Source organism: Micromonospora sp. WMMA1998 (genome assembly GCF_027497375.1).
Classification (GTDB): Bacteria; Actinomycetota; Actinomycetes; order Mycobacteriales; family Micromonosporaceae; genus Micromonospora; species Micromonospora sediminicola.
This window is the reverse complement of record NZ_CP114911.1, coordinates 5,024,541-5,042,718: the sequence shown is the minus strand read 5'-3', so window position 1 is coordinate 5,042,718 and position 18,178 is coordinate 5,024,541. Positions and strand designations below refer to the sequence as shown.

General features: G+C 72.8%; 14 protein-coding genes. 9 read left to right on the top strand and 5 right to left on the bottom strand.

Translation table 11 applies throughout. From position 1 onward, the window contains the following. The first annotated feature begins 39 nt into the window (after positions 1 to 39). Positions 40 to 732: a hypothetical protein gene (locus O7600_RS23370; protein ID WP_281590653.1), complete on the top strand. Its 693-nt coding sequence runs from the start codon at positions 40 to 42 to the stop codon at positions 730 to 732. Further along, entirely contained in the window at positions 729 to 1,577 is an 849-nt protein-coding gene (gene nudC, locus O7600_RS23365) for an NAD(+) diphosphatase (protein WP_281590651.1), read from the top strand. Before O7600_RS23370 ends, nudC begins: the two co-directional genes overlap by 4 nt. Positions 1,578 to 1,581: 4 nt before the next feature. On the opposite strand, the gene O7600_RS23360 is transcribed toward nudC, so the two are convergent. The 4 genes from O7600_RS23360 to mfd form a co-directional block, all read right to left on the bottom strand. Next, on the bottom strand, positions 1,582 to 3,201 hold the full coding sequence (locus O7600_RS23360) for a DUF885 domain-containing protein (protein WP_281590649.1): 1,620 nt from the start codon (positions 3,199 to 3,201) through the stop codon (positions 1,582 to 1,584). 389 nt (positions 3,202 to 3,590) lie between these two features. Next, on the bottom strand, positions 3,591 to 4,586 hold the full coding sequence (locus O7600_RS23355) for a nucleoside triphosphate pyrophosphohydrolase (protein ID WP_281590647.1): 996 nt from the start codon (positions 4,584 to 4,586) through the stop codon (positions 3,591 to 3,593). 2 nt (positions 4,587 to 4,588) lie between these two features. Next, a complete protein-coding gene (locus O7600_RS23350; RefSeq protein WP_281590646.1) occupies positions 4,589 to 5,380 on the bottom strand; it encodes a hypothetical protein in 792 nt (263 codons plus the stop codon). A 95-nt stretch (positions 5,381 to 5,475) separates the two neighbouring features. Then, positions 5,476 to 9,132, bottom strand: coding sequence for a transcription-repair coupling factor (gene mfd / locus O7600_RS23345; protein WP_281590644.1), 3,657 nt, complete (start codon positions 9,130 to 9,132; stop codon positions 5,476 to 5,478). Between the two features lie 131 nt (positions 9,133 to 9,263). Here mfd and O7600_RS23340 point away from each other — a divergent pair, with 131 nt between their 5' ends. Together O7600_RS23340 and O7600_RS23335 are read left to right on the top strand one after the other, a co-directional pair. Continuing rightward, positions 9,264 to 10,178 (top strand): helix-turn-helix transcriptional regulator, encoded by a 915-nt coding sequence (locus O7600_RS23340; protein ID WP_281590642.1) that lies wholly within the window; start codon positions 9,264 to 9,266, stop codon positions 10,176 to 10,178. Positions 10,179 to 10,441: 263 nt separating this feature from the next. Then, positions 10,442 to 11,353 carry a cyclase family protein gene (locus O7600_RS23335; protein ID WP_281590640.1) on the top strand — a complete coding sequence of 304 codons (912 nt, stop codon included), beginning with the start codon at positions 10,442 to 10,444 and terminating at the stop codon, positions 11,351 to 11,353. 21 nt (positions 11,354 to 11,374) lie between these two features. Here O7600_RS23335 and O7600_RS23330 read toward each other — a convergent pair whose 3' ends face one another. Continuing rightward, the gene (locus tag O7600_RS23330) at positions 11,375 to 11,851 is read right to left on the bottom strand and encodes a hypothetical protein (RefSeq protein WP_281590638.1); all 477 of its coding nucleotides are present in this window, start codon (positions 11,849 to 11,851) and stop codon (positions 11,375 to 11,377) included. A gap of 128 nt (positions 11,852 to 11,979) precedes the next feature. On the opposite strand from O7600_RS23330, the gene O7600_RS23325 reads away from it, so the two are divergent. From O7600_RS23325 to ppc, 5 genes are all read left to right on the top strand, one after another. After that, a complete protein-coding gene (locus O7600_RS23325) occupies positions 11,980 to 12,183 on the top strand; it encodes a hypothetical protein (RefSeq protein ID WP_281590636.1) in 204 nt (67 codons plus the stop codon). A gap of 96 nt (positions 12,184 to 12,279) precedes the next feature. Further along, positions 12,280 to 13,164, top strand: a complete 885-nt coding sequence (locus O7600_RS23320; RefSeq protein ID WP_281590634.1) for a hypothetical protein — start codon at positions 12,280 to 12,282, stop codon at positions 13,162 to 13,164. Between the two features lie 60 nt (positions 13,165 to 13,224). After that, positions 13,225 to 14,034 carry a hypothetical protein gene (locus O7600_RS23315; RefSeq protein WP_281590632.1) on the top strand — a complete coding sequence of 270 codons (810 nt, stop codon included), beginning with the start codon at positions 13,225 to 13,227 and terminating at the stop codon, positions 14,032 to 14,034. Between the two features lie 193 nt (positions 14,035 to 14,227). Further along, positions 14,228 to 15,265 (top strand): hypothetical protein, encoded by a 1,038-nt coding sequence (locus tag O7600_RS23310; RefSeq protein ID WP_281590630.1) that lies wholly within the window; start codon positions 14,228 to 14,230, stop codon positions 15,263 to 15,265. A gap of 124 nt (positions 15,266 to 15,389) precedes the next feature. Beyond that, a complete protein-coding gene (gene ppc, locus O7600_RS23305) occupies positions 15,390 to 18,176 on the top strand; it encodes a phosphoenolpyruvate carboxylase (protein WP_281590628.1) in 2,787 nt (928 codons plus the stop codon). Positions 18,177 to 18,178: the final 2 nt, after the last annotated feature.

Here is an 18,178-nt window from a genome sequence, read left to right as displayed (position 1 = left end):
GTTTGCGAGAGGTTGCGCCGATCGACAAGGCTGGGCATCATGCCAGCCGCCTCGACGACTCTCCGTGTGCTCGCCGCCTCGGTCATCGTGTCGCTCTCGGTCACCGGATGCCAGGCCCTGGACGACGCGGGGGTCGCCCTCGGCCGGGCCGACCTGGTCAACGACCTCGCCGCGCGGATGGACCGGGCGCTGGAGCAGACCTGGGCCGCCGAATACCAGCTCGACGGCGGGCGGACCGCCTCGATCGCCCAGACCGAGGAGCCGCTCCGCTCCACCTACACCTGGCCCGGCGGCAAGATCACGGTGACCCAGGAGGCGGTGACCCGGTGCGCGAGCACCGCCGCCCGCACCTCCTGCACCGTGTCCCCGCCGTTGCTCACCGCCGGCAAGCCGTCGGTGATCGTCTACGGCGAGGCCCGCAAGCAGGGCCTGGTCACCCCGCCGGCGGTGATCCGGCTGCTCACCGACGCCGCGCTGCGGCCCGAGGCGGTCATCACGCAGAGCGACACCACGCTGGCCGGGCACCACGCCACCTGCGTCGACGTCACGAACGCCGGGGAACGCTTCGCCGCCTGCGTGACCAACGAAGGGGTGCTGGGCAGCTTCACCGGCCGGCTCGACGGCAAGCCGGCCGAGGTGACGCTGAGCCGCTACACCGAGACGGTCGAGGCCGCCGCGTTCGCGGTGCCGCCCGGCGCCGGCGTGGTCGACCGCCGCACCACCACGTCGTGAATCCCGGCGGCACCGGAAACCCCACGTCCCGCGCCGCCGACGCACCGGGCTTCCGTCCCGTCGCCGACCACGCGCGGCCGCCGGAACCGGGCGACCTGGCCCTCGCGGTGGCCGGGCGGAAGCTGCTGACGGGCGCCGACGGGAGGCCGCCGCGGATCGGCGAACTGCCCGCCGGGACCGGCTGGGTGGCGGTCGGCACGCTGGACGGGGTGCCGGCCTGGGCGACCGAGGTCACCGACCCGGAATCCCTGCCCGGCCGGTGGCGGAGCTGGCGCGGCCTCGCGGCCGAACTGCCCGCCGCCTCGGCGGACCTGGCGGGGCGCGCACTCGCCGTGGTCACCTGGCGGCGTACGCACCGGTGGTGCGGGGCCTGCCGGGCCGAGCTGGCCGACGTGCCGGGCGAGACCGCGCGGCGCTGCCCGACGTGCGGGCTGACCGTGTACGTGCCGCTGTCCGTCGCGGTGCTGACCGCGATCACCCGCCCGGGCGAGCTTCTGCTGGTCCGGCACGCCCACGGGCCGACGGAGCTGTGGGCGCTCGTCGCCGGCTTCGTCGAGGCGGGCGAGTCGCTGGAGGCGGCGGTGCACCGCGAGGTCGCCGAGGAGGTCGGCCTGACGCTGGACCGCCCCGCGTACGTGGACAGCCAGCCGTGGGCGCTGTCCGGGCCGGGCACACTGCTCGCCGGTTTCACCGCAACCGTGGCCGATCCGGCCGCGGAGCCGGTGGTCGACCGGGCGGAGCTGACCGAGGCCCGCTGGTTCCCGGTGGACGCGTTACCGGCCGAGCTGCCGCCGGCCTACTCCCTGTCCCGCTGGCTGATCGACGCGGTGGTCGCGCGCGGTTGACCCGTCAGAGCCCCAGCAGCGTACGCAGGTGGCGCGGGGGCGGGCAGTCGTGCGCCAGCATCGCGTCGTGCCAGTCCCGGACCGGCACGTCGGCGGGTCGCGCGGCGGCGATGTCGGCCATCTCGCTGTAGCCGACGAAGTAGGTGGAGAGCTGGGTGGAGGTGAGCAACGCCCGCCGCCACTTGCCGGCCGCCTCGCCCTCCTCCTGGAAGCCGCGCCCGGTCATCAGCGCCATCGCCTCCGACTCGGGCAGGTCGTCGCAGTGCACGAGCTGGTCGAGCAGCGCGTTGATGGTCATCCGGAGCTGCATCTTGAGCTGTTGCAGGCGCACCGGCAGCCCGCCGAAGCCGAGCCCGGCCATCAGCTCCTCGGTGTAGACCGCCCACCCCTCGATGAACACACCGGACTCGGTGAGCGCCCGCACCCGGGTCGGGCCGGCGTGGCGCCGCGCGTGGGCGAGCTGGAGGAAGTGACCCGGCATCGCCTCGTGCACGGTCAGGTTGCGGATCATGTGGTCGTTGTACTCCCGGTAGAACGACTCGACCCGCTGCGCCGGCCAGTCCGCCGGGGTGGGCGCGATGCAGTAGAACGTCGGCACGTCGGCCGTCTCCAGGGGGCCGGGCGAGTCGCAGTAGGCCACCGCCACCCCCCTGGCGAACTCCGGCATCTCCTGGATCACGCACGGGTCGTCGACCAGGCTCACCAGGTCGTGCCGGCGGACGAAGTCACTCGCCTCGTCGAGCGTGACGGAGGCGAGGTCGACGATGGTGGCGTCGTCGGGGCGCTCGGCCGCGAGCAGGTCCAGCGCCCGGCGTACCGTCTCGTCGTCGGCCGGACCACCGACCAGCTCGACGGCCGCCGCCCGGATCTCCTCGGTGACCCGGTCGAGGTTGGCCCAGGCGCGGCGCTGCACCTCGGCGGCGCCCAGCTCGGTGTCGAGCGTGTGCCAGAGCCGCGCCTCCCAGCGCCGCCGGCCCAGCCGGGGGTCACGCCCGGGGCCGGCGTCGGCGGCCAGCCCCGCGCGCAGCCAGGCCACGAACTCGTCGAGCGCGGCGATCGCCGCCGTGGCGGCCGGCCCGACCCGGTCACGCAACGCGGGCGCCTGGGCGAGCAGCGCGGGCACCTCGTCGCGGACCAGGGCCGCGGTGCCGGTGAACTGCCCGACCGCCGTCTCGGCGTGGATCCGCGGCATGTCGCGCAGCGTCGCGCGCGCGGTGGCCAGGGCGTCCGGTACGGCGGCGAGACGCCCCGCCAGGTGGGTCAGGCGCTCCTCGACCGGGGCGTAGGGGCGGGCCAGCAACGCGTGCAGCAGCGGGCCGGGATTGTGGCGCAGCGGGTCCCACTCGTGGCCGCGGATCTCGGTCGCCTCGAACAGCCCGCGGTCGACCAGGCTGCTGAGCAGCGCGTGGTCGACGCTCTCCTCGACGTCGAGCGTGTCCGGGTCGATCTCGGAGAGCGCGTCGGCCGCGTCCTTCAGCATCGCCTGGTCGGCGGCGAGCGCGTCGGGGGAGAGGTCGGGCAGCCGGTCGTCGTAGCGGTGGTCCCCGGCGGTGGTGGCCAGCCCGGGCCGGCTCTCCAGCAACGCCTCGACGATCCGCTCCGCCAGCGGCACGAACGCTTCCATACCGAAACCCTACCGACCCCGCCCCTGGGCCTCTCCCCCTCCCACTGCCCCCGTCGCCGCCTTGATCAAGGAGTTCGCGTCTCCGTCGGCGCCCCTCCCGACACAAACTCCTCGGTCACCGAATCGGGCCACCGCGCCGGCCGAGCGCGGCAGATCTCGGTAGGAAACGGCCCCCCCAGGGGCACTTTCGTTCCAAGATCTACCGCCTTTCCCGCGATGTGGAGCGCGAGTCTCGCTTCCCGGCGGGGCTTGGCCGATGGGGCCGGGCTGAGCGGACAGCCTCGGCGATCTTGCACTTTGCGCCCCGGCGAATGGGGTGTTTGCGACATCGGGAGGGCCGCAAGTGCAAGATCGCGGGGGTGGGTGGGGGTGGGGGTGGGGGTGGGGGGTCAGGCGGGAGGGTTGGTGGTGGAGGTGGTGCGTTCGGCGGCTCGGACGGCTTCGGCGTAGGCCAGGGTGGCGCGCCGGAGCGCCGCCTCCGGGTCGATGCCGGCCTGCCGGGCGGCGGCGACCGTGGACAGCAGGCTCGCGCCGAGGCGCGCCTCCGCGTCCACCTGGGACTCGGCCAACGGCGGCGGCACGGCCAGCCCGACCCGACCGGCCCGGTCCAGGATCTTCGCGGCCAGGGCCAGCGCGGGCTGGCTCAACGCGATGCCGTCCAGCACCGAGTCCCGGGTCTTCTCGGCCCGCTTGATCCGCTCCCAGTTCGCCTCGATCTCCTCGATCGAGCCGGCCCGCTCGCCGGAGAACACGTGCGGGTTGCGCCGCACCATCTTGTCGACCAGGCCACCGGCCACGTCGTCGACGGTCCAGCTCTCACCCTCCGGCAGGTTCTCGGCCAGCCGGGCGTGCAACAGCACCTGGAGCAGCACGTCGCCCAGTTCCTCACGCAGCGCGTCGGTGTCGTCGGCGCTGATCGCGTCGTACGCCTCGTAGCACTCCTCGAGCAGGAACCCGGCCAGGCTGCGGTGCGTCTGAGCCCGCTTCCACGGGTCGCCGCCGGGCGAGGCCAGCCGGTCCATCACCTCGACCGCGTCGAGCAGCCGGGCGCCGGGCGGGTCCCACGAGCCGTACATCAGCTCCAACTCGGCCAGGCCCGGCTCGCGGGCCAACCGCAACCCCAGCTCGCGGGCGAGCGACTCGTCACCGGCCGGGCCGGCCAGCCACACCGCGCCACCGTGCGCCGACACCGCGTCCAGCAGCGCCTGTGTCGCGCCCTCGGTCAGCACGCTCACCTCGGCGCCGGCCATCCGGACCACCCGGGTCAGCTCGCTCTCCGCGCCGGCGAAGACCGGCGCGGCGCGTACGGCGTCCCAGGCGGCCGAGGTCAGCAGGCCGGCGGGCAGCCGGGGCGAGGTGACCAGCAGGACGATGCGTGCCGTCATGCTCAGGGCGCCACCGACGCGTTCGGCTCGACCGACTCCGGCCCGGTCGACTCCGGCTCCGGCGTGGAGACGTCGGTCACCTGGTCCGCGCCGTCCACGTACGGCAGGTCGTACTGGCGGAACCCGCCCTGCGTCTGGAGCAGCGCCGGGATCTCCAACGTCGGGAAGCGCGGGTTGACGGTCACGTCGAGCTTGCGCACCTCGTCCCGCAGCGCCACGCTCACCGCGCCGACCTGCCGGGTGAAGGCGGCCTCGGCGAACTGCTTGCGCTGCTCCTCGGCCGACCACCCGGCCGGGGCCACCCCGGCCTTGACCAGCGCGTCGTACAGGTCGGTCCGCGACCCGTCGCTCAGCTCCGCCGGCGGCAGGCCGCGCTCCAGGGCCAGGTAGAGGTCGTACCACTCGGCGGCGAGCGTCGCGTACTCGGTGTTGGGCACGCCCAGCTCCTTGCCGAGCTGCTCGGCGGTGAGCTGGTCCTGCACCGGGATCTTCTTCTCCTCGGCGACCCGCTTGCCCAGGTCGATGCCGACCAGCAGGTTGAGGACGTCCTGGCGGTCCACGTTCAGCTTGAGCTGCTCCGGCGACGGGGTCGCGCCCTGCTGCGCCGCGGCGTCGCGCACCGAGGCCGCGTACGCGGTCTGGGCCTCGTCGTGGATCGTGTCCACCCGGTCGACGGAGTAGGTCCGGTCACCGACGTAGGCGGCGACGTCCGGGGCGGACCGGCCGCAGGCGGCGAGGGAGAGCGCGGCGAGGGCCGCGACGCTGGTGGCGGCGAGGAGACGACGAGCACGCATGACGGTCACTCTCTCACGCCCCGTACCCGCCTGTGACGCCGCCCACCTCACCGCGCCCCCGCACCGGCCGGCTGCGTCGCCGCCGGCTCGCTGTGTCACCGTCCGCTCGCCACTGCGGGGCTGGCAGAACCGGCCAGCTCCTCGGGCTCGCCCAGGACATCCGAGAGGAGCTGACCGCACCACTCCAGCAGCGCCTGGTCGCGCAGCGGCTCGCCGCCGATCCGGCGGGTGCTCGGCCGCGGCACGCTGACCTGGTCGAGCGCCTGCTTGTAGACCGAGTCCGGGTGGTAGCGCTTGAGCCGCATCTGCTTCGAGTCGGGCAGCGGCAGCGGGCCGAACCGGATGTGCTTGCCCTGCATCGACACGTCGGTCAGCCCGTAGCGGCGGGCCAGCAGCCGGAACCGCGCCACCGCGACCAGGTTCTGCACCGGCGCGGGCGGCTCGCCGTACCGGTCGGTCATCTCGGCGACCACCTCGCGCAGCCGTTCGGAGTCGCGGGCCTCGGCGAGCTTGCGGTACATCTCCAGGCGCAGCCGCTCCACGGCCACGTAGTCGTGCGGCAGGTGCGCGTCGATCGGCAGGTCGACCTTGACCTCGGTCTCCTCCTCGGTGCTCTCGCCCTTGAAGGCGGAGACCGCCTCGCCGACCATCCGCACGTACAGGTCGAAGCCGACGCCCTCGATGTGGCCGGACTGCTCGCCGCCGAGCAGGTTGCCGGCGCCCCGGATCTCCAGGTCCTTCATCGCCACGTACATGCCGGCGCCCAGCTCGGTGTGCTGCGCGATGGTGGCCAGCCGCTCGTGCGCGTTCTCCGTCAGCGGCTTGTCCGCCGGGTAGAGGAAGTAGGCGTAAGCCCGCTCCCGGCCCCGGCCGACCCGGCCCCGGATCTGGTGCAGCTGGGCCAGACCGAGCAGGTCGGCGCGCTCGACGATCAGCGTGTTGGCGTTGGGGATGTCGATGCCGGACTCGACGATCGTGGTGCAGACGAGGACGTCGAACTCCTTCTCCCAGAAGCCGACCATCACCTTCTCCAGCGCCTCCTCGCCCATCTGGCCGTGCGCCACCGCGACCCGGGCCTCGGGCACCAGCTCGCGGAGCCGGCGGGCCGTCCGGTCGATCGACTCGACCCGATTGTGCAGGTAGAAGACCTGCCCGTCGCGCAGCAGCTCACGGTGGATGGAGGCGGCCACCTGCCGGTCGTCGTACGCCCCGACGAACGTCAGCACCGGGTGCCGCTCCTCCGGCGGGGTGGCGATGGTGGACATCTCCCGGATGCCGGTGATCGCCATCTCCAGCGTCCGGGGGATCGGGGTGGCCGACATGGCGAGCACGTCGACCGAGGCGCGCAGCGTCTTCAGGTGCTCCTTGTGCTCGACGCCGAAGCGCTGCTCCTCGTCGATGATGACCAGCCCGAGTTGCTTGAACCGGGTGGCCGCCTGGAGCAGCCGGTGGGTGCCGATGACGATGTCGACGCTGCCGTCGGCGACCATCTCCAGCGTCCGCTCGGACTCCTTCGGGGTCTGGAACCGGGAGAGCTGCCGGATGTTGACCGGGAACTGGCTCATCCGCTCGGCGAACGTGTTGTAGTGCTGCTGCACCAGCAGGGTGGTGGGCACCAGCACCGCCACCTGCTTGCCGTCCTGCACCGCCTTGAACGCCGCCCGGACCGCGATCTCGGTCTTGCCGTAGCCGACGTCGCCGCAGATCAGCCGGTCCATCGGGACGGTCTGCTCCATGTCCCGCTTGACCTCCTCGATGGCGGCCATCTGGTCCGGCGTCTCCTGCCAGGGGAACGCGTCCTCCAGCTCCCGCTGCCAGGGAGTGTCCGGACCGAAGTTGTGCCCCTTGGACGCCTTGCGGGCGGCGTAGAGCTGGATCAGCTGGGCGGCGATCTCGCGGACCGCCTTGCGCGCCCGGGCCTTCGACTTCTGCCAGTCCGAGCCGCCCATCTTGTGCAGCGTGGGCTGCTCACCGCCGACGTAGCGGGAGAGCTGGTCGAGCTGGTCGGTGGGGACGAAGAGGCGGTCGCCGGGCTGGCCGCGCTTGCTCGCCGCGTACTCGATGACCAGGTATTCGCGGCTGGCGCCGTTGACCGTGCGCTGCACCAGCTCGACGTAGCGGCCGATGCCGTGCTGCTCGTGCACCACGAAGTCGCCGGCCTTCAGCTCCAGCGGGTCGATGGTGTTGCGCCGCCGGCTGGGCATCTTGCGCATGTCGCGGGTGGAGGTGCCCCGCCCGCCGGTGACGTCGTCGCCGGTCAGCAGCACGAACGTCGACGCCTCGTCGACGAACCCGGCGGTGAGGCAGCCGCAGGAGACGAGCACCTCGCCCGGGGCGGGCGCGGCGGGCACCTCCTCGGTGAGCCGGGCGCCGAGACCGGCGTCGCGGAGCACCTCGACGGCCCGCTGGGCGGGGCCGTGGCCCTCGAAGACCAGCGCGATCGACCAGCCCTCACCGGCCCAGCGCTTCAGGTCGTCGACCACCCGGGCGGTCTCGCCGTGATAGAGCGGGGCCGGCTGGGCGGCCAGGGTCACCGCGATGGCGTCGTCCGGGGTGACGTCGACCTCCGTCGGCGCGTCCTCCCAGGGCTGCCGGGCCGGCGCCGCGTCGGCCTCGACCAGACCGAACGGGGCGAGCGTCCACCAGGGCTGGCCCAGGGCACGGGCCGCCGTACGTACCTCGGCCAGGGTCTTGAAGGCGGCGGCGCCGAGGTCGACCGGGGCCTGGCCGCCGACGGCGGCCGCGGCCCAGCTGGCCTGGAGGAACTCCTCCGAGGTACGCACCAGGTCGTGCGCCCGGGTGCGGATCCGCTCGGGGTCGCAGAGCAGCAGGTGGGTGCCGGCGGGCATGCAGTCGACCAGCAACTCCAGCGCGTCGGCGCCGATCAGGGCCGGGGCCAGCGACTCCATCCCCTCGACCGGGATGCCCTCGGCCAGCTTGTCCAGGATCTCGGCCAGCTCGGGATGCTCGGCGGCGAGCGCGGCGGCCCGCTTCCGGACCGACGGGGTGAGCAGCAGCTCCCGGCACGGCGGCGCCCACAGCTGCGCGACACCCTCGATGGTGCGCTGGTCGGCGACGGCGAAGGTGCGGATCTCCTCCACCTCGTCGCCCCAGAACTCGACCCGGGACGGGTGCTCGTCGGTGGGCGGGAAGACGTCCAGGATGCCGCCGCGCACGGCGAACTCGCCGCGCTTGGTGACCAGGTCGACCCGGGCGTACGCCATGTCGGTGAGCCGGCGGGCGACCTCCTCCAGGTCGGCCTCGTCGCCGGCGGCGAGCTGCACCGGCTCCAGGTCGCCGAGGCCCTTGAGCTGCGGCTGGAGCAGCGAGCGGACCGGCGCCACGACCACCCGCAGCGGCCCGGTGCGCCCGTGCGCGTCGGCCGAGTCGGGGTGGGCGAGCCGGCGCAGCACCGCGAGCCGCCGCCCGACCGTGTCGGAGCGGGGCGAGAGCCGCTCGTGCGGCAGCGTCTCCCAGGACGGGAAGACCGCCACCTGCTCCGGCGGCAGCAGGCTGCCCAGCGCGGAGGCCAGGTCGTCGGCCTCGCGGGTGGTGGCGGTGACCGCGAGCACCGGCCGGCCCGCGCCGCCGGCCGGCTCGTCGGCGGCGACGGCGGCCACCGCGAACGGGCGCAGCGCGGCGGGGGCGGTGAGGTCGAGGCCGTCGACCCGGGCGGCACCGGAGCGCGCCAGGTCACGCGCCCGGGCCAGCCCGGGGTCGGCCAGGGCGGCGGAGAAGAGTCCGGTGAGCATCAGTGATCACTTCCAGCGGCTCGACACGACGAGGACCCCGCGTCCAGCCGGACGGGGGGTGCACCTGTCGAGACTATCCCGCGCCGGGGACAATCTCCGGGGGCACCGCGTAGGCCGGAAGGGGACGGACAATGCCGGAACAGGTCGGTAGTGATCCCCGGACCCGAACCACGCCGGGCCGCTGGCGGGTCCTCGGGGTCGCCCCCGGCATGCTGCTCTACCAGGTGCGGTGCGTGGTCGAGGACCCCGGCTGGCACGGGCCGGCGCGGGACCTGGGGCACCGGGTCTTCCTCGGCCGCTCGGGGGTCTCCCTGCGCCGGCTCAACGGCCAGGTCAGCGTGGTGGACGCCACCTCGGTCCTGCTCACCCGCCCCGGCGACGAGATGCACGCCGCGCACCCGCTGGGTGACGGCGACGTCTACACCTGTCTGGAGCTGTCCCCGGAGCTGCTCGGCGAGCGGCCGGACACCGACCGCTGGCTGGGCCGGCGCGGCTGGGACGGCAGCGTCGACGAGCGGCTCGACCTGGAACACCGGATGCTGGTCGCCCGGGCGGCGGCCGGGCTGGACCGGTTCGAGTTCACCGAGCGGGTGCACCGCTTCCTGGGCCGGCTGCTGGCGGCCAGCCCGGTCGGCGCGGGCGAGCCGGGAGCCGAGATCGAACGGGCAGTCCGGCGCCGGCCGGCGACGCTCGCCGCGCACCGCCGGCTGGCCGACCGGGCCCGCGAGGTGCTGGCCGCCTCCGACTCCCGGCTCGGACTGACCGACGTCGCCGCCCAGGTGGGCTGCTCACCGCACCACTTGAGCCGGGTGTTCCAGCGGGTCACCGGGCAGAGCCTCACCGCATACCGGAACCGGCTGCGGGTGCGCTCCCTGCTGGACGTGCTGGCCGACGGCGACGGCCCGCCGCTGGGCGAGGTCGCCGCCACGTACGGCTTCGCCGACCAGGCGCACCTGACCCGGGTGGTCCGGGAGCAGGTCGGGCACCCGCCGGCCCGGCTGCGCCGGCTCTTCGCCGCCGGCGAGGCCGACCTGGACGCCGCCTGAACGTTCGCTCGGCGATCCGAGCAAGATTCTTCAAGAACCGCCCGGTCGGGTCCGGCGAGGATGGATCCCGTCAGCCCGGTCCGGGTCGCCATGGGGAGATGGCGACCCGGCCAGGGGTACGCGGGCCTGTTCGGGGAGGCCCGACACCCGAAGCCGGTCCTGCGCCGCCGGTTTCCCGGCGTGCCGCGGAGGTGCCGCACTCCCCCCTGCGGCACCTCCCCCATGATCTTGACCGGGGCGCGCCGACATGGTGCGGTGGAGGCATGACGGGGGAACACCGGGTGGTCTTCGACGCCGAGGTCGTCTTCGCCAACGGCGGCGGGCTGCGTACCGAGGGTTTCCGGCTGGACGTGCCGGGCCCGGAGATCACCGACGACGAGGTGGCGGAGCTGTTCGTCCGGCACCTCGGGCTGCTCATGGTCGGCGAGGTGCGGATCAGCAACCGGACCGTGGTGGAGGAGCCGCACAAGGGCGGGCGCGGTGTCGCCGCCGCGGCCCCCGGTGGGCGGCGCCTGGTCGAGCTGAGCCACGAGATCACCGACGGCCTGGTCACACTGCCCGGCTGGCCGGAGCCACGGATCAGCGACTGGCTGACCCGGGAGGCGTCCCGGGAGCGGTACGCCCCGGGGGTCGAGTTCCACGTGGCGCGGATCGACATGATCGCCAACACCGGCACCTACGTCGACACGCCGTCGCACCGCTGGGCCGACGGGCCCGACCTGACCGGGATGCCGCTGGACCGGCTGGCCGACCTGCCCGGCCTGGTGGTGCGCGTGCCCGCCGGCATCCGGGCGGTGGACCGGCTGCTCCTCGCCCCCTACGAGGTCACCGGGCGGGCGGTGCTGCTGCACACCGGCTGGAACGCGCGCTTCGGCACCGACGGGTACGCCGGCCCGGAGGCGCCCTACCTGACCGCGGACGGCGCCGACTGGCTGGTCGAGGCCGGCGCGGCGCTGGTCGGCATCGACTCGATCAACATCGACGACATGACCCCGGCGGCGGCCGGCGAACGACCGGCACACAGCGCCCTGCTGGCCGCCGGCATCCCGATCGTGGAGCACCTGACCGGCCTGGGCGCGCTGCCGCCGACCGGATTCCGGTTCACCGCCGCGCCGCCGAGGGTGGCCGGCATGGGCACCTTCCCGGTCCGCGCCTTCGCCGTCCTGGACGGCTGACCCGGCCGGAGCGGGGCGGCGTCAGTAGCGCACCGCGAGGCGGCGTTCGACCGCGTCCACCCGGACCTCCCCGCCGTACGGAACGATCAGTTGCGGGTCGGTGTGGCCCAGGTCGACGTCGAAGACCACCACCGGGTCGTCGGCGTACGGCCCGACCGCCCGCAGGATCGCCGCCCGCTGCTCCTCGGCCCAGGCCAGCCGCTCCGGGACCGACAGCCGGCGGTCGAAGTTCCACGCCTTGGGGCGGCCGACCACGATCGCCGGACAACCGGCGAGCAGCCCGCGCTCGCCCAGGTTCCGCACCATCCGGAAGACCTCCTGCGCCGGTGGCAGCTCGTTGGAGGTCTCGACCACCAGCACCGAGCCGGCCAGCGCGGCGGCGGAGGGCACCCGGTCGGTCGCCATCAGCCAGTGCACGATCTCCAGGCACCCGCCCCAGGTGCGGCCCTGGACCACCCGGGCCGGCCCGTGCCAGCGCCAGCCCTCGGACGGGTACATCGGCGGCTCCTCGGCCAGCGCCGCCGGGTCCCGCCAGTCGCACGGCTCGTCGCCCCACTCGGCCGCCGGGGCCAGGTCGTACCAGCCGGAGGTGAACAGCGCGGTGCCGGTGCCTACTGTCCGGGTGCATGGAGCGTCAGCGGCTCGCTGGTCTGGCAGCGATCGCCGAACTACTCGGTGGCGTCTCCCGTCAGCGCGCGTCCGAGATCATCTGGCGACCGACGTTTCCCGAACCGATCGACACCCTGGCGACCGGCCGGATCTGGGCACGCGCCGACGTTGAGGCGTGGATCAAGGCGCACCGACCGAACCAGCACTCGGATGAGCGGTAGCCGCTACCGCCTCCGCGAAAAGCGCTACAGGCCACCGCTGCTGGCGGACGTAATAAGCGGTTCGAACTTGTCGTATCTGACCGGTAGCCTCGCTCCGTGAGCGAAGCACGTTCCTTCCAGGCGCTCGATGACCGACTTGCCGGCAAGCCCCTGGACAGCACCCTCTACGACGGGGTACCGAAGTGGCTGGAGCAACCGCTTCGCAACTGGCTGGGGGACTGCCTCGATGTCGGCACCAGCAAGAGGGTCATGCTGAGGCTGCGGATGGTGCACAACCCGCGCCTCTACAAGGCACCGGCGCACCAGCTCATTCGAGATCCATCCGGTAGGGAACTGCTGAGCGTCATCGACGCGACCTTGCAGCTTCATTCCATGTGGGCTGAGGTTGACGAGCCCGGCTGGGGTAGCGACGAGCGGATCGACCGCTTCGCCGACAAGCTGGTTGACCTCCAGCAGACCCTGACGGACGGCGCCTCGCGCTATCGCCTCGACTTCGAAGGCCGCTGCCTCGTCCGGCGGGTGGACGAGACGGCCCAGCAGGCAGCAGACACGGCGATCGCGAGCACGACCAAGACTGCCGCCGATCACCTGCGGGAGGCGTGGGTGGCGGCCTACGGACTGAACCCGGAACCGGACAAGGTCTTCAACGAGGCGATCCGAGCCGTGGAGGAGGTGGCCTGCCCGCTCGTTCAGGAGAAGAAGGCCGAGGCGGGGTCCGCAACCCTCGGTACGGTCATCGGCGAGCTGGGCAAGAACGCGCCGCACAAGTGGGAACTGGTGCTGCCGGGAAAGGACGGCCAGCCGAGCGGTGTCGAACCGATCGTCTCCATGATGCAGACGCTGTGGGAGGCTCAGCTCTCCCGACACGGCGGTGCGCCGAAGTCGCGCCGGCAGAACCAGGACGAGGCTGAGGCCGCCGTGCACCTCGCCGTGCTGCTGGTGCAGTGGCTGTCAACTGGTGTGTTGCGCCGCAAGGCGTAGGGCCGCCCCATTGAACGAGCGGGGATCGCCATAGAGGACACAGCCATCTATCCTAGATAGATGCGTAAAAGGCTCGGACTGGCCGGCATCGCGGGAAGTATTGCAGTCGCTCTTCTCTTGCTGATCACCGGCTCAGTAAGTGATCTCGTCGGCGCGGCAACTTTCCTCTTCTCGGCAGGCTTTCGACGCTGGGTTCAGGAAAACTCCCTCCTTGTCTTCTGGGCCGGAGTAACTCTTGTTGTCGTCCTCACAGTCTACGTTCTTGTCTTGCACCGCATGGTGACCGACGGAAAGAAGCGAGAGTCAAAGCTGATCCAGACGCACCAGGGGGAGTTGGCTGAACGGGACGAACGCCTTGAGAGCGTGGCGGCGGATCTGAAGAAGTCGCAGACGGAACTTGCCGAACTCAGGGCCGAGCCAACACCGCACGACTGCGATCTGTTCCAGCGCTTCCTTGACGATTTCCCGCAAGACAGAGGCACCGTCGAATACCTGACGAAGTGGTTCAGCGGCGAGAGTTGGGACATAGACCGCTTCGGCGAGCTATACGAATTCTGCGCCACATGGTCTTTGAACACTTTTTTCGATGATGAGGAGGTCCAGGCCGCGCTTACAGCACTTCAGGAAAAGTGTACTGATTTTCGTGTAGGGGTCGCCAGTGAATCGTTCAGAGATTTGGGCGACCCCGACGATGGCACTCGCGTCCTCAAGCGAGACCGTTTCGAATCGAATCGCCAGTTCAAGGCGAAAGCACGAGAGCTGGAAGGACTAGCTGACCGCCTGCTTGAGGCACATAATTCCCTCGTCAAGATAGGGCGCAGTAAGCGGCTATACCGAAGTAGACCCGGCAAAAACGGCCCGCCGTCTTAGGCGCGGTCGTCACTCGTGCGGGAAGAGGCCCGGCAGGCCGGCGGAGGGTGAGACGACGGCGACCCGGTCGCCCGGCCTCGGCTTGGTGGGATAGCGCGGCGGCGTCATGATCCGCACGCTATCGGCCGGCACCAGCGATTTCCGCCCGGCGAAACGCCACGAGTCGGGCATATGCCGGCAATAGGCTGGGCCCGTGGACGACGAGGCGGAGCTGCGTACCCGGGACTGGCTGCCCCGCACGGCGGCGCTGGTCCTCGGCACCCTGGCGCTGGCCAGCGCGTTCATCGCCGCCTACGTCGGCGCGTTGCACAAGCCGGACCCGAAGGACGTGCCGGTCGCCGTGGTGACGACCGACCAGCAGGCGCAGGCCGTGATGTCGGCCGTCCGCGCCCGTACCGACATCGTCAAACCCGTCGGGTACGACAGCCGGGAACGTGCCGACGGCGGCCTCAACGACCGCTCGGTGTACGCCGTGCTCGGCTCCGCCCCGGGCGGCGGCCTGACCCTGGCCACGGCCAGCGCCGGCGCGCCCGCCGCCACCGAACTCGTCACCGAGGTGTTCACCGAGGCCGCCCGGCAGGCCGGCGTGCCGCTGGCGGTCACCGACGAGGTGCCGGTCTCCGGCGGCGACCCGCGCGGCCTGGTCCCGTTCTACCTGGCGGTCGGCGTGGTCCTCGGCGGCTACCTGGCCTCCACGGCACTGGGCATCTCGCTCGGCACCAGCCCGGGCAGCCTGCGCCGGGCCGGGTTGCGGATCGCCACGCTCGCCGTCCACTCCGTCCTGCTCGGCGTCATCGGGGCGGTGCTGGTCGGCCCGGTGCTGGACGTCTTCCCGCACGACGTGGGCACCATCGCGGTGGTGGGCGCGCTGGCCGCGTTCGCCGCCGGGATGGTCGCGGCGGCCGTGCAGGCGTGGCTCGGGCTGCTCGGCACCGGCATCGTGATCCTGCTGCTGGTGGTGCTCGGCAACCCCGGCTCCGGGGGCATCTACGCGCCCGAGTTCCTGCCGCCGTTCCTGCGCGGGATGCACCGCTGGAACGTCCCCGGGCTCGCCACCGACCTGCTCAAGTCGGCGATCTACTTCGACTGGCGGGGCGGCGGCTGGGCACTGACCGGGCTGCTGGTCTGGGTGGTCGTCGGCCTGGCCGGTCTGCTCACCGCCACGATGTTCCGGGCCCGCCGACGGGCCGCGCGGACCGGTTCGGGACGGCACGCCGCCGCCGAGCGCTGACCCGCCGGCCCGTCCCAGAGTGCAGATCATCACGCCGTCCCCCTCCTGCCGTCGGGGCGCACGCGGATACCATCCAGGGGAGTCGGACAGCGCTGTCCTTCGTCCTCGCGTAAGGAGCGCAACCGTGACCGACCAGCACGACCACGACGGCCCCGACGCCGCTCTCCGGGCCGACATCCGCCGCCTCGGCACGCTGCTCGGGCAGACCCTGGCCCGTCAGGAGGGCCGGCCGCTGCTCGACCTGGTCGAGGAGATCCGCGCCCAGGTCCGCTCCGACGCGCCGGCCGCGGCCCAGCGTCTCGCCGGGCTCGACGTCACCACCGGCACGAAGCTGGCCCGCGCCTTCTCCACCTACTTCCACCTGGCCAACATCACAGAGCAGGTGCACCGCGCCCGTGACCTGCGTCGCCGGCGCGCCACCCACGGCGGCTGGCTGGACCAGGCCGCCAAGATGATCGCCGAGCGCGGCGTGCCGGCCGAGGAGATCGCCGCGGCGGCCCGCCGGTTGGCCGTACGCCCGGTCTTCACCGCCCACCCCACCGAGGCGGCCCGCCGCTCCATCCTGTCCAAGCTGCGCGCGGTGGCGGACGAGCTGGACGCCGAGACCGCCAACGCGATCCTCTACGGCGCCAGCGACGAGGGCCCGGCCAACCGCCGCCTCGCCGAGCTGCTCGACCTGATGTGGCAGACCGACGAGCTGCGGCTCGACCGGCCGGACCCGACCGACGAGGCCCGCAACGCCATCTACTACCTGCGGGACCTGCACGCCGAGGCCGCGCCGCAGGTCCTCGACGACCTCGCCGACACGCTGCGCACACTCGGCGTGGAGACCTCGCCGACCGCCCGCCCGCTGACCTTCGGCACCTGGATCGGCGGCGACCGCGACGGCAACCCGTTCGTCACCCCGACGGTCACCCGCGAGGTGCTGCGGATCCAGCACGAGCACGGCATCGAGGCCACCGAAAGGGCGATGGACGAGCTGATCAGCGAGGTCAGCGTCTCCCGCCGGCTGCGCGCGGTCTCGCTCGACCTCTCCGCCAGCCTGGCCAAGGACCTGGACGCGCTGCCCGAGGTGGCGCCCCGGTTCCGCCGGGTCAATGCCGAGGAGCCCTACCGGCTCAAGGCGCGCTGCGTGAAGGCCAAGCTGGCCAACACCCGGGAGCGGCTGCGTGCCGGCACCCCGCACGTACCGGGCCGCGACTACCAGGGCTCGACCGAGCTGATCGCCGACCTGGAGCTGCTGCGCGCGTCGCTGGCCCGCAACTCCGGGCAGCTCACCGCCGTGGGCCGGCTCGCCTCGACCATCCGTACCGTCTCCGCGTTCGGGCTGCACTTGGCGACCATGGACATCCGGGAGCACGCGGAGAAGCACCATGAGGTGCTGGCCCAGCTCTACGAGGCGGTCGGCGAGGTCTCCGACTATCCGTCGCTGACCCGGCTGGAGCGCACCAAGCTGCTCGCCGACGAGCTGGCCGGCCGCCGGCCGCTCTCCACCCAGGACAGCCCGCTCACCGAGGCGGCGCGCAAGACGTTCGACGTGTTCTCCGCGATCCGCGAGGCGCAGGACCGGTTCGGCCCCGAGGTCATCGAGTCGTACATCATCTCGATGACGCTGGGCGTGGACGACGTGCTCGCCGCGGTGGTGCTGGCCCGGGAGGCCGGCCTGGTCGACGTGCACAGCGGGCGGGCCCGGATCGGCATCGTGCCGCTGCTGGAGACCCCGGCCGAGCTGAACGCCGGCGGCGAGCTGCTCGACGAGCTGCTGTCGCTGCCGGCCTACCGGGCGCTGGTCGCGGCGCGCGGTGACGTGCAGGAGGTGATGCTGGGCTACTCCGACTCCAACAAGGAGGCGGGCATCACCACCAGCCAGTGGTCCATCCACCGGGCCCAGCGGGCGCTGCGGGACGTGGCCGCGCGGCACGGCGTACACCTGCGGTTGTTCCACGGCCGGGGCGGCACCGTCGGCCGGGGCGGCGGGCCCACGCACGACGCGATCCTGGCCCAGCCCTACGGCACGCTCGACGGCGCGATCAAGGTGACCGAGCAGGGCGAGGTCATCTCCGACAAGTACACGCTGCCGGCGCTGGCCCGGGAGAACCTGGAGCTGACCGTGGCCGCCGTGCTCCAGGCGACGCTGCTGCACACCGCGCCCCGGCAGCCGGCCGAGATGCTGGAGCGCTGGGACGCGGCGATGGACGTCGTCTCCGAGTCGGCGTTCCGGTCGTACCGGTCGCTGGTCGAGGACCCGGACCTGCCGGCGTACTTCTGGGCGTCGACGCCGACCGAGCTGCTCGGCGCGCTGAACATCGGCTCCCGGCCGGCGAAGCGCCCGAACACCGGCGCCGGCCTGTCCGGCCTGCGGGCCATCCCGTGGGTGTTCGGCTGGACCCAGACCCGGCAGATCGTGCCGGGCTGGTTCGGCGTGGGCTCCGGGCTGGCCGCCGCGCGGGAGGCGGGCCTGGCCGACGTGCTCGCCGAGATGAACCGGAACTGGCACTTCTTCCGCACGTTCCTGTCGAACGTCGAGATGATGCTGACCAAGACCGACCTGAGCATCGCCCGCCGCTACGTCGAGACGCTGGTCCCGAAGAAGCTGCACCCGATCTTCTCGACGATCGAGCAGGAGTACGAGCTGACCAAGCGGGAGGTGCTGGCGGTCACCGCCTCGCCGGCCCTGCTGGAGAACTCGCCCGTCCTGCAGCGCACGCTCGCCGTGCGGGACACCTACCTGGAGCCGCTGCACCACCTCCAGGTGGCGCTGCTGCGGCAGTACCGCGAGTCCGGCGCCGCCGGGCGGGCGGTGGCGACCGCGCCGGGCGGCCGACGGGCGCCGAACGACGGCACGGCGCTGGAGCGGGCGCTGCTGACCACCGTCAACGGCATCGCCGCCGGCATGCGCAACACCGGCTGAGA

Bases quoted from the DNA above. Each gene is read 5' to 3' on its own strand.
- O7600_RS23335 (WP_281590640.1), top strand. From the start codon at position 10,442: ATGACGGGGGAACACCGGGTGGTCTTCGACGCCGAGGTCGTCTTCGCC.
- O7600_RS23355 (WP_281590647.1), bottom strand. From the start codon at position 4,586: ATGACGGCACGCATCGTCCTGCTGGTCACCTCGCCCCGGCTGCCCGCC.
- O7600_RS23370 (WP_281590653.1), top strand. From the start codon at position 40: ATGCCAGCCGCCTCGACGACTCTCCGTGTGCTCGCCGCCTCGGTCATC.
- O7600_RS23315 (WP_281590632.1), top strand. From the start codon at position 13,225: ATGCGTAAAAGGCTCGGACTGGCCGGCATCGCGGGAAGTATTGCAGTC.
- O7600_RS23340 (WP_281590642.1), top strand. From the start codon at position 9,264: ATGCCGGAACAGGTCGGTAGTGATCCCCGGACCCGAACCACGCCGGGC.
- O7600_RS23330 (WP_281590638.1), bottom strand. From the start codon at position 11,851: ATGTACCCGTCCGAGGGCTGGCGCTGGCACGGGCCGGCCCGGGTGGTC.
- O7600_RS23350 (WP_281590646.1), bottom strand. From the start codon at position 5,380: ATGCGTGCTCGTCGTCTCCTCGCCGCCACCAGCGTCGCGGCCCTCGCC.
- mfd (WP_281590644.1), bottom strand. From the start codon at position 9,132: ATGCTCACCGGACTCTTCTCCGCCGCCCTGGCCGACCCCGGGCTGGCC.
- O7600_RS23325 (WP_281590636.1), top strand. From the start codon at position 11,980: ATGGAGCGTCAGCGGCTCGCTGGTCTGGCAGCGATCGCCGAACTACTC.
- O7600_RS23360 (WP_281590649.1), bottom strand. From the start codon at position 3,201: ATGGAAGCGTTCGTGCCGCTGGCGGAGCGGATCGTCGAGGCGTTGCTG.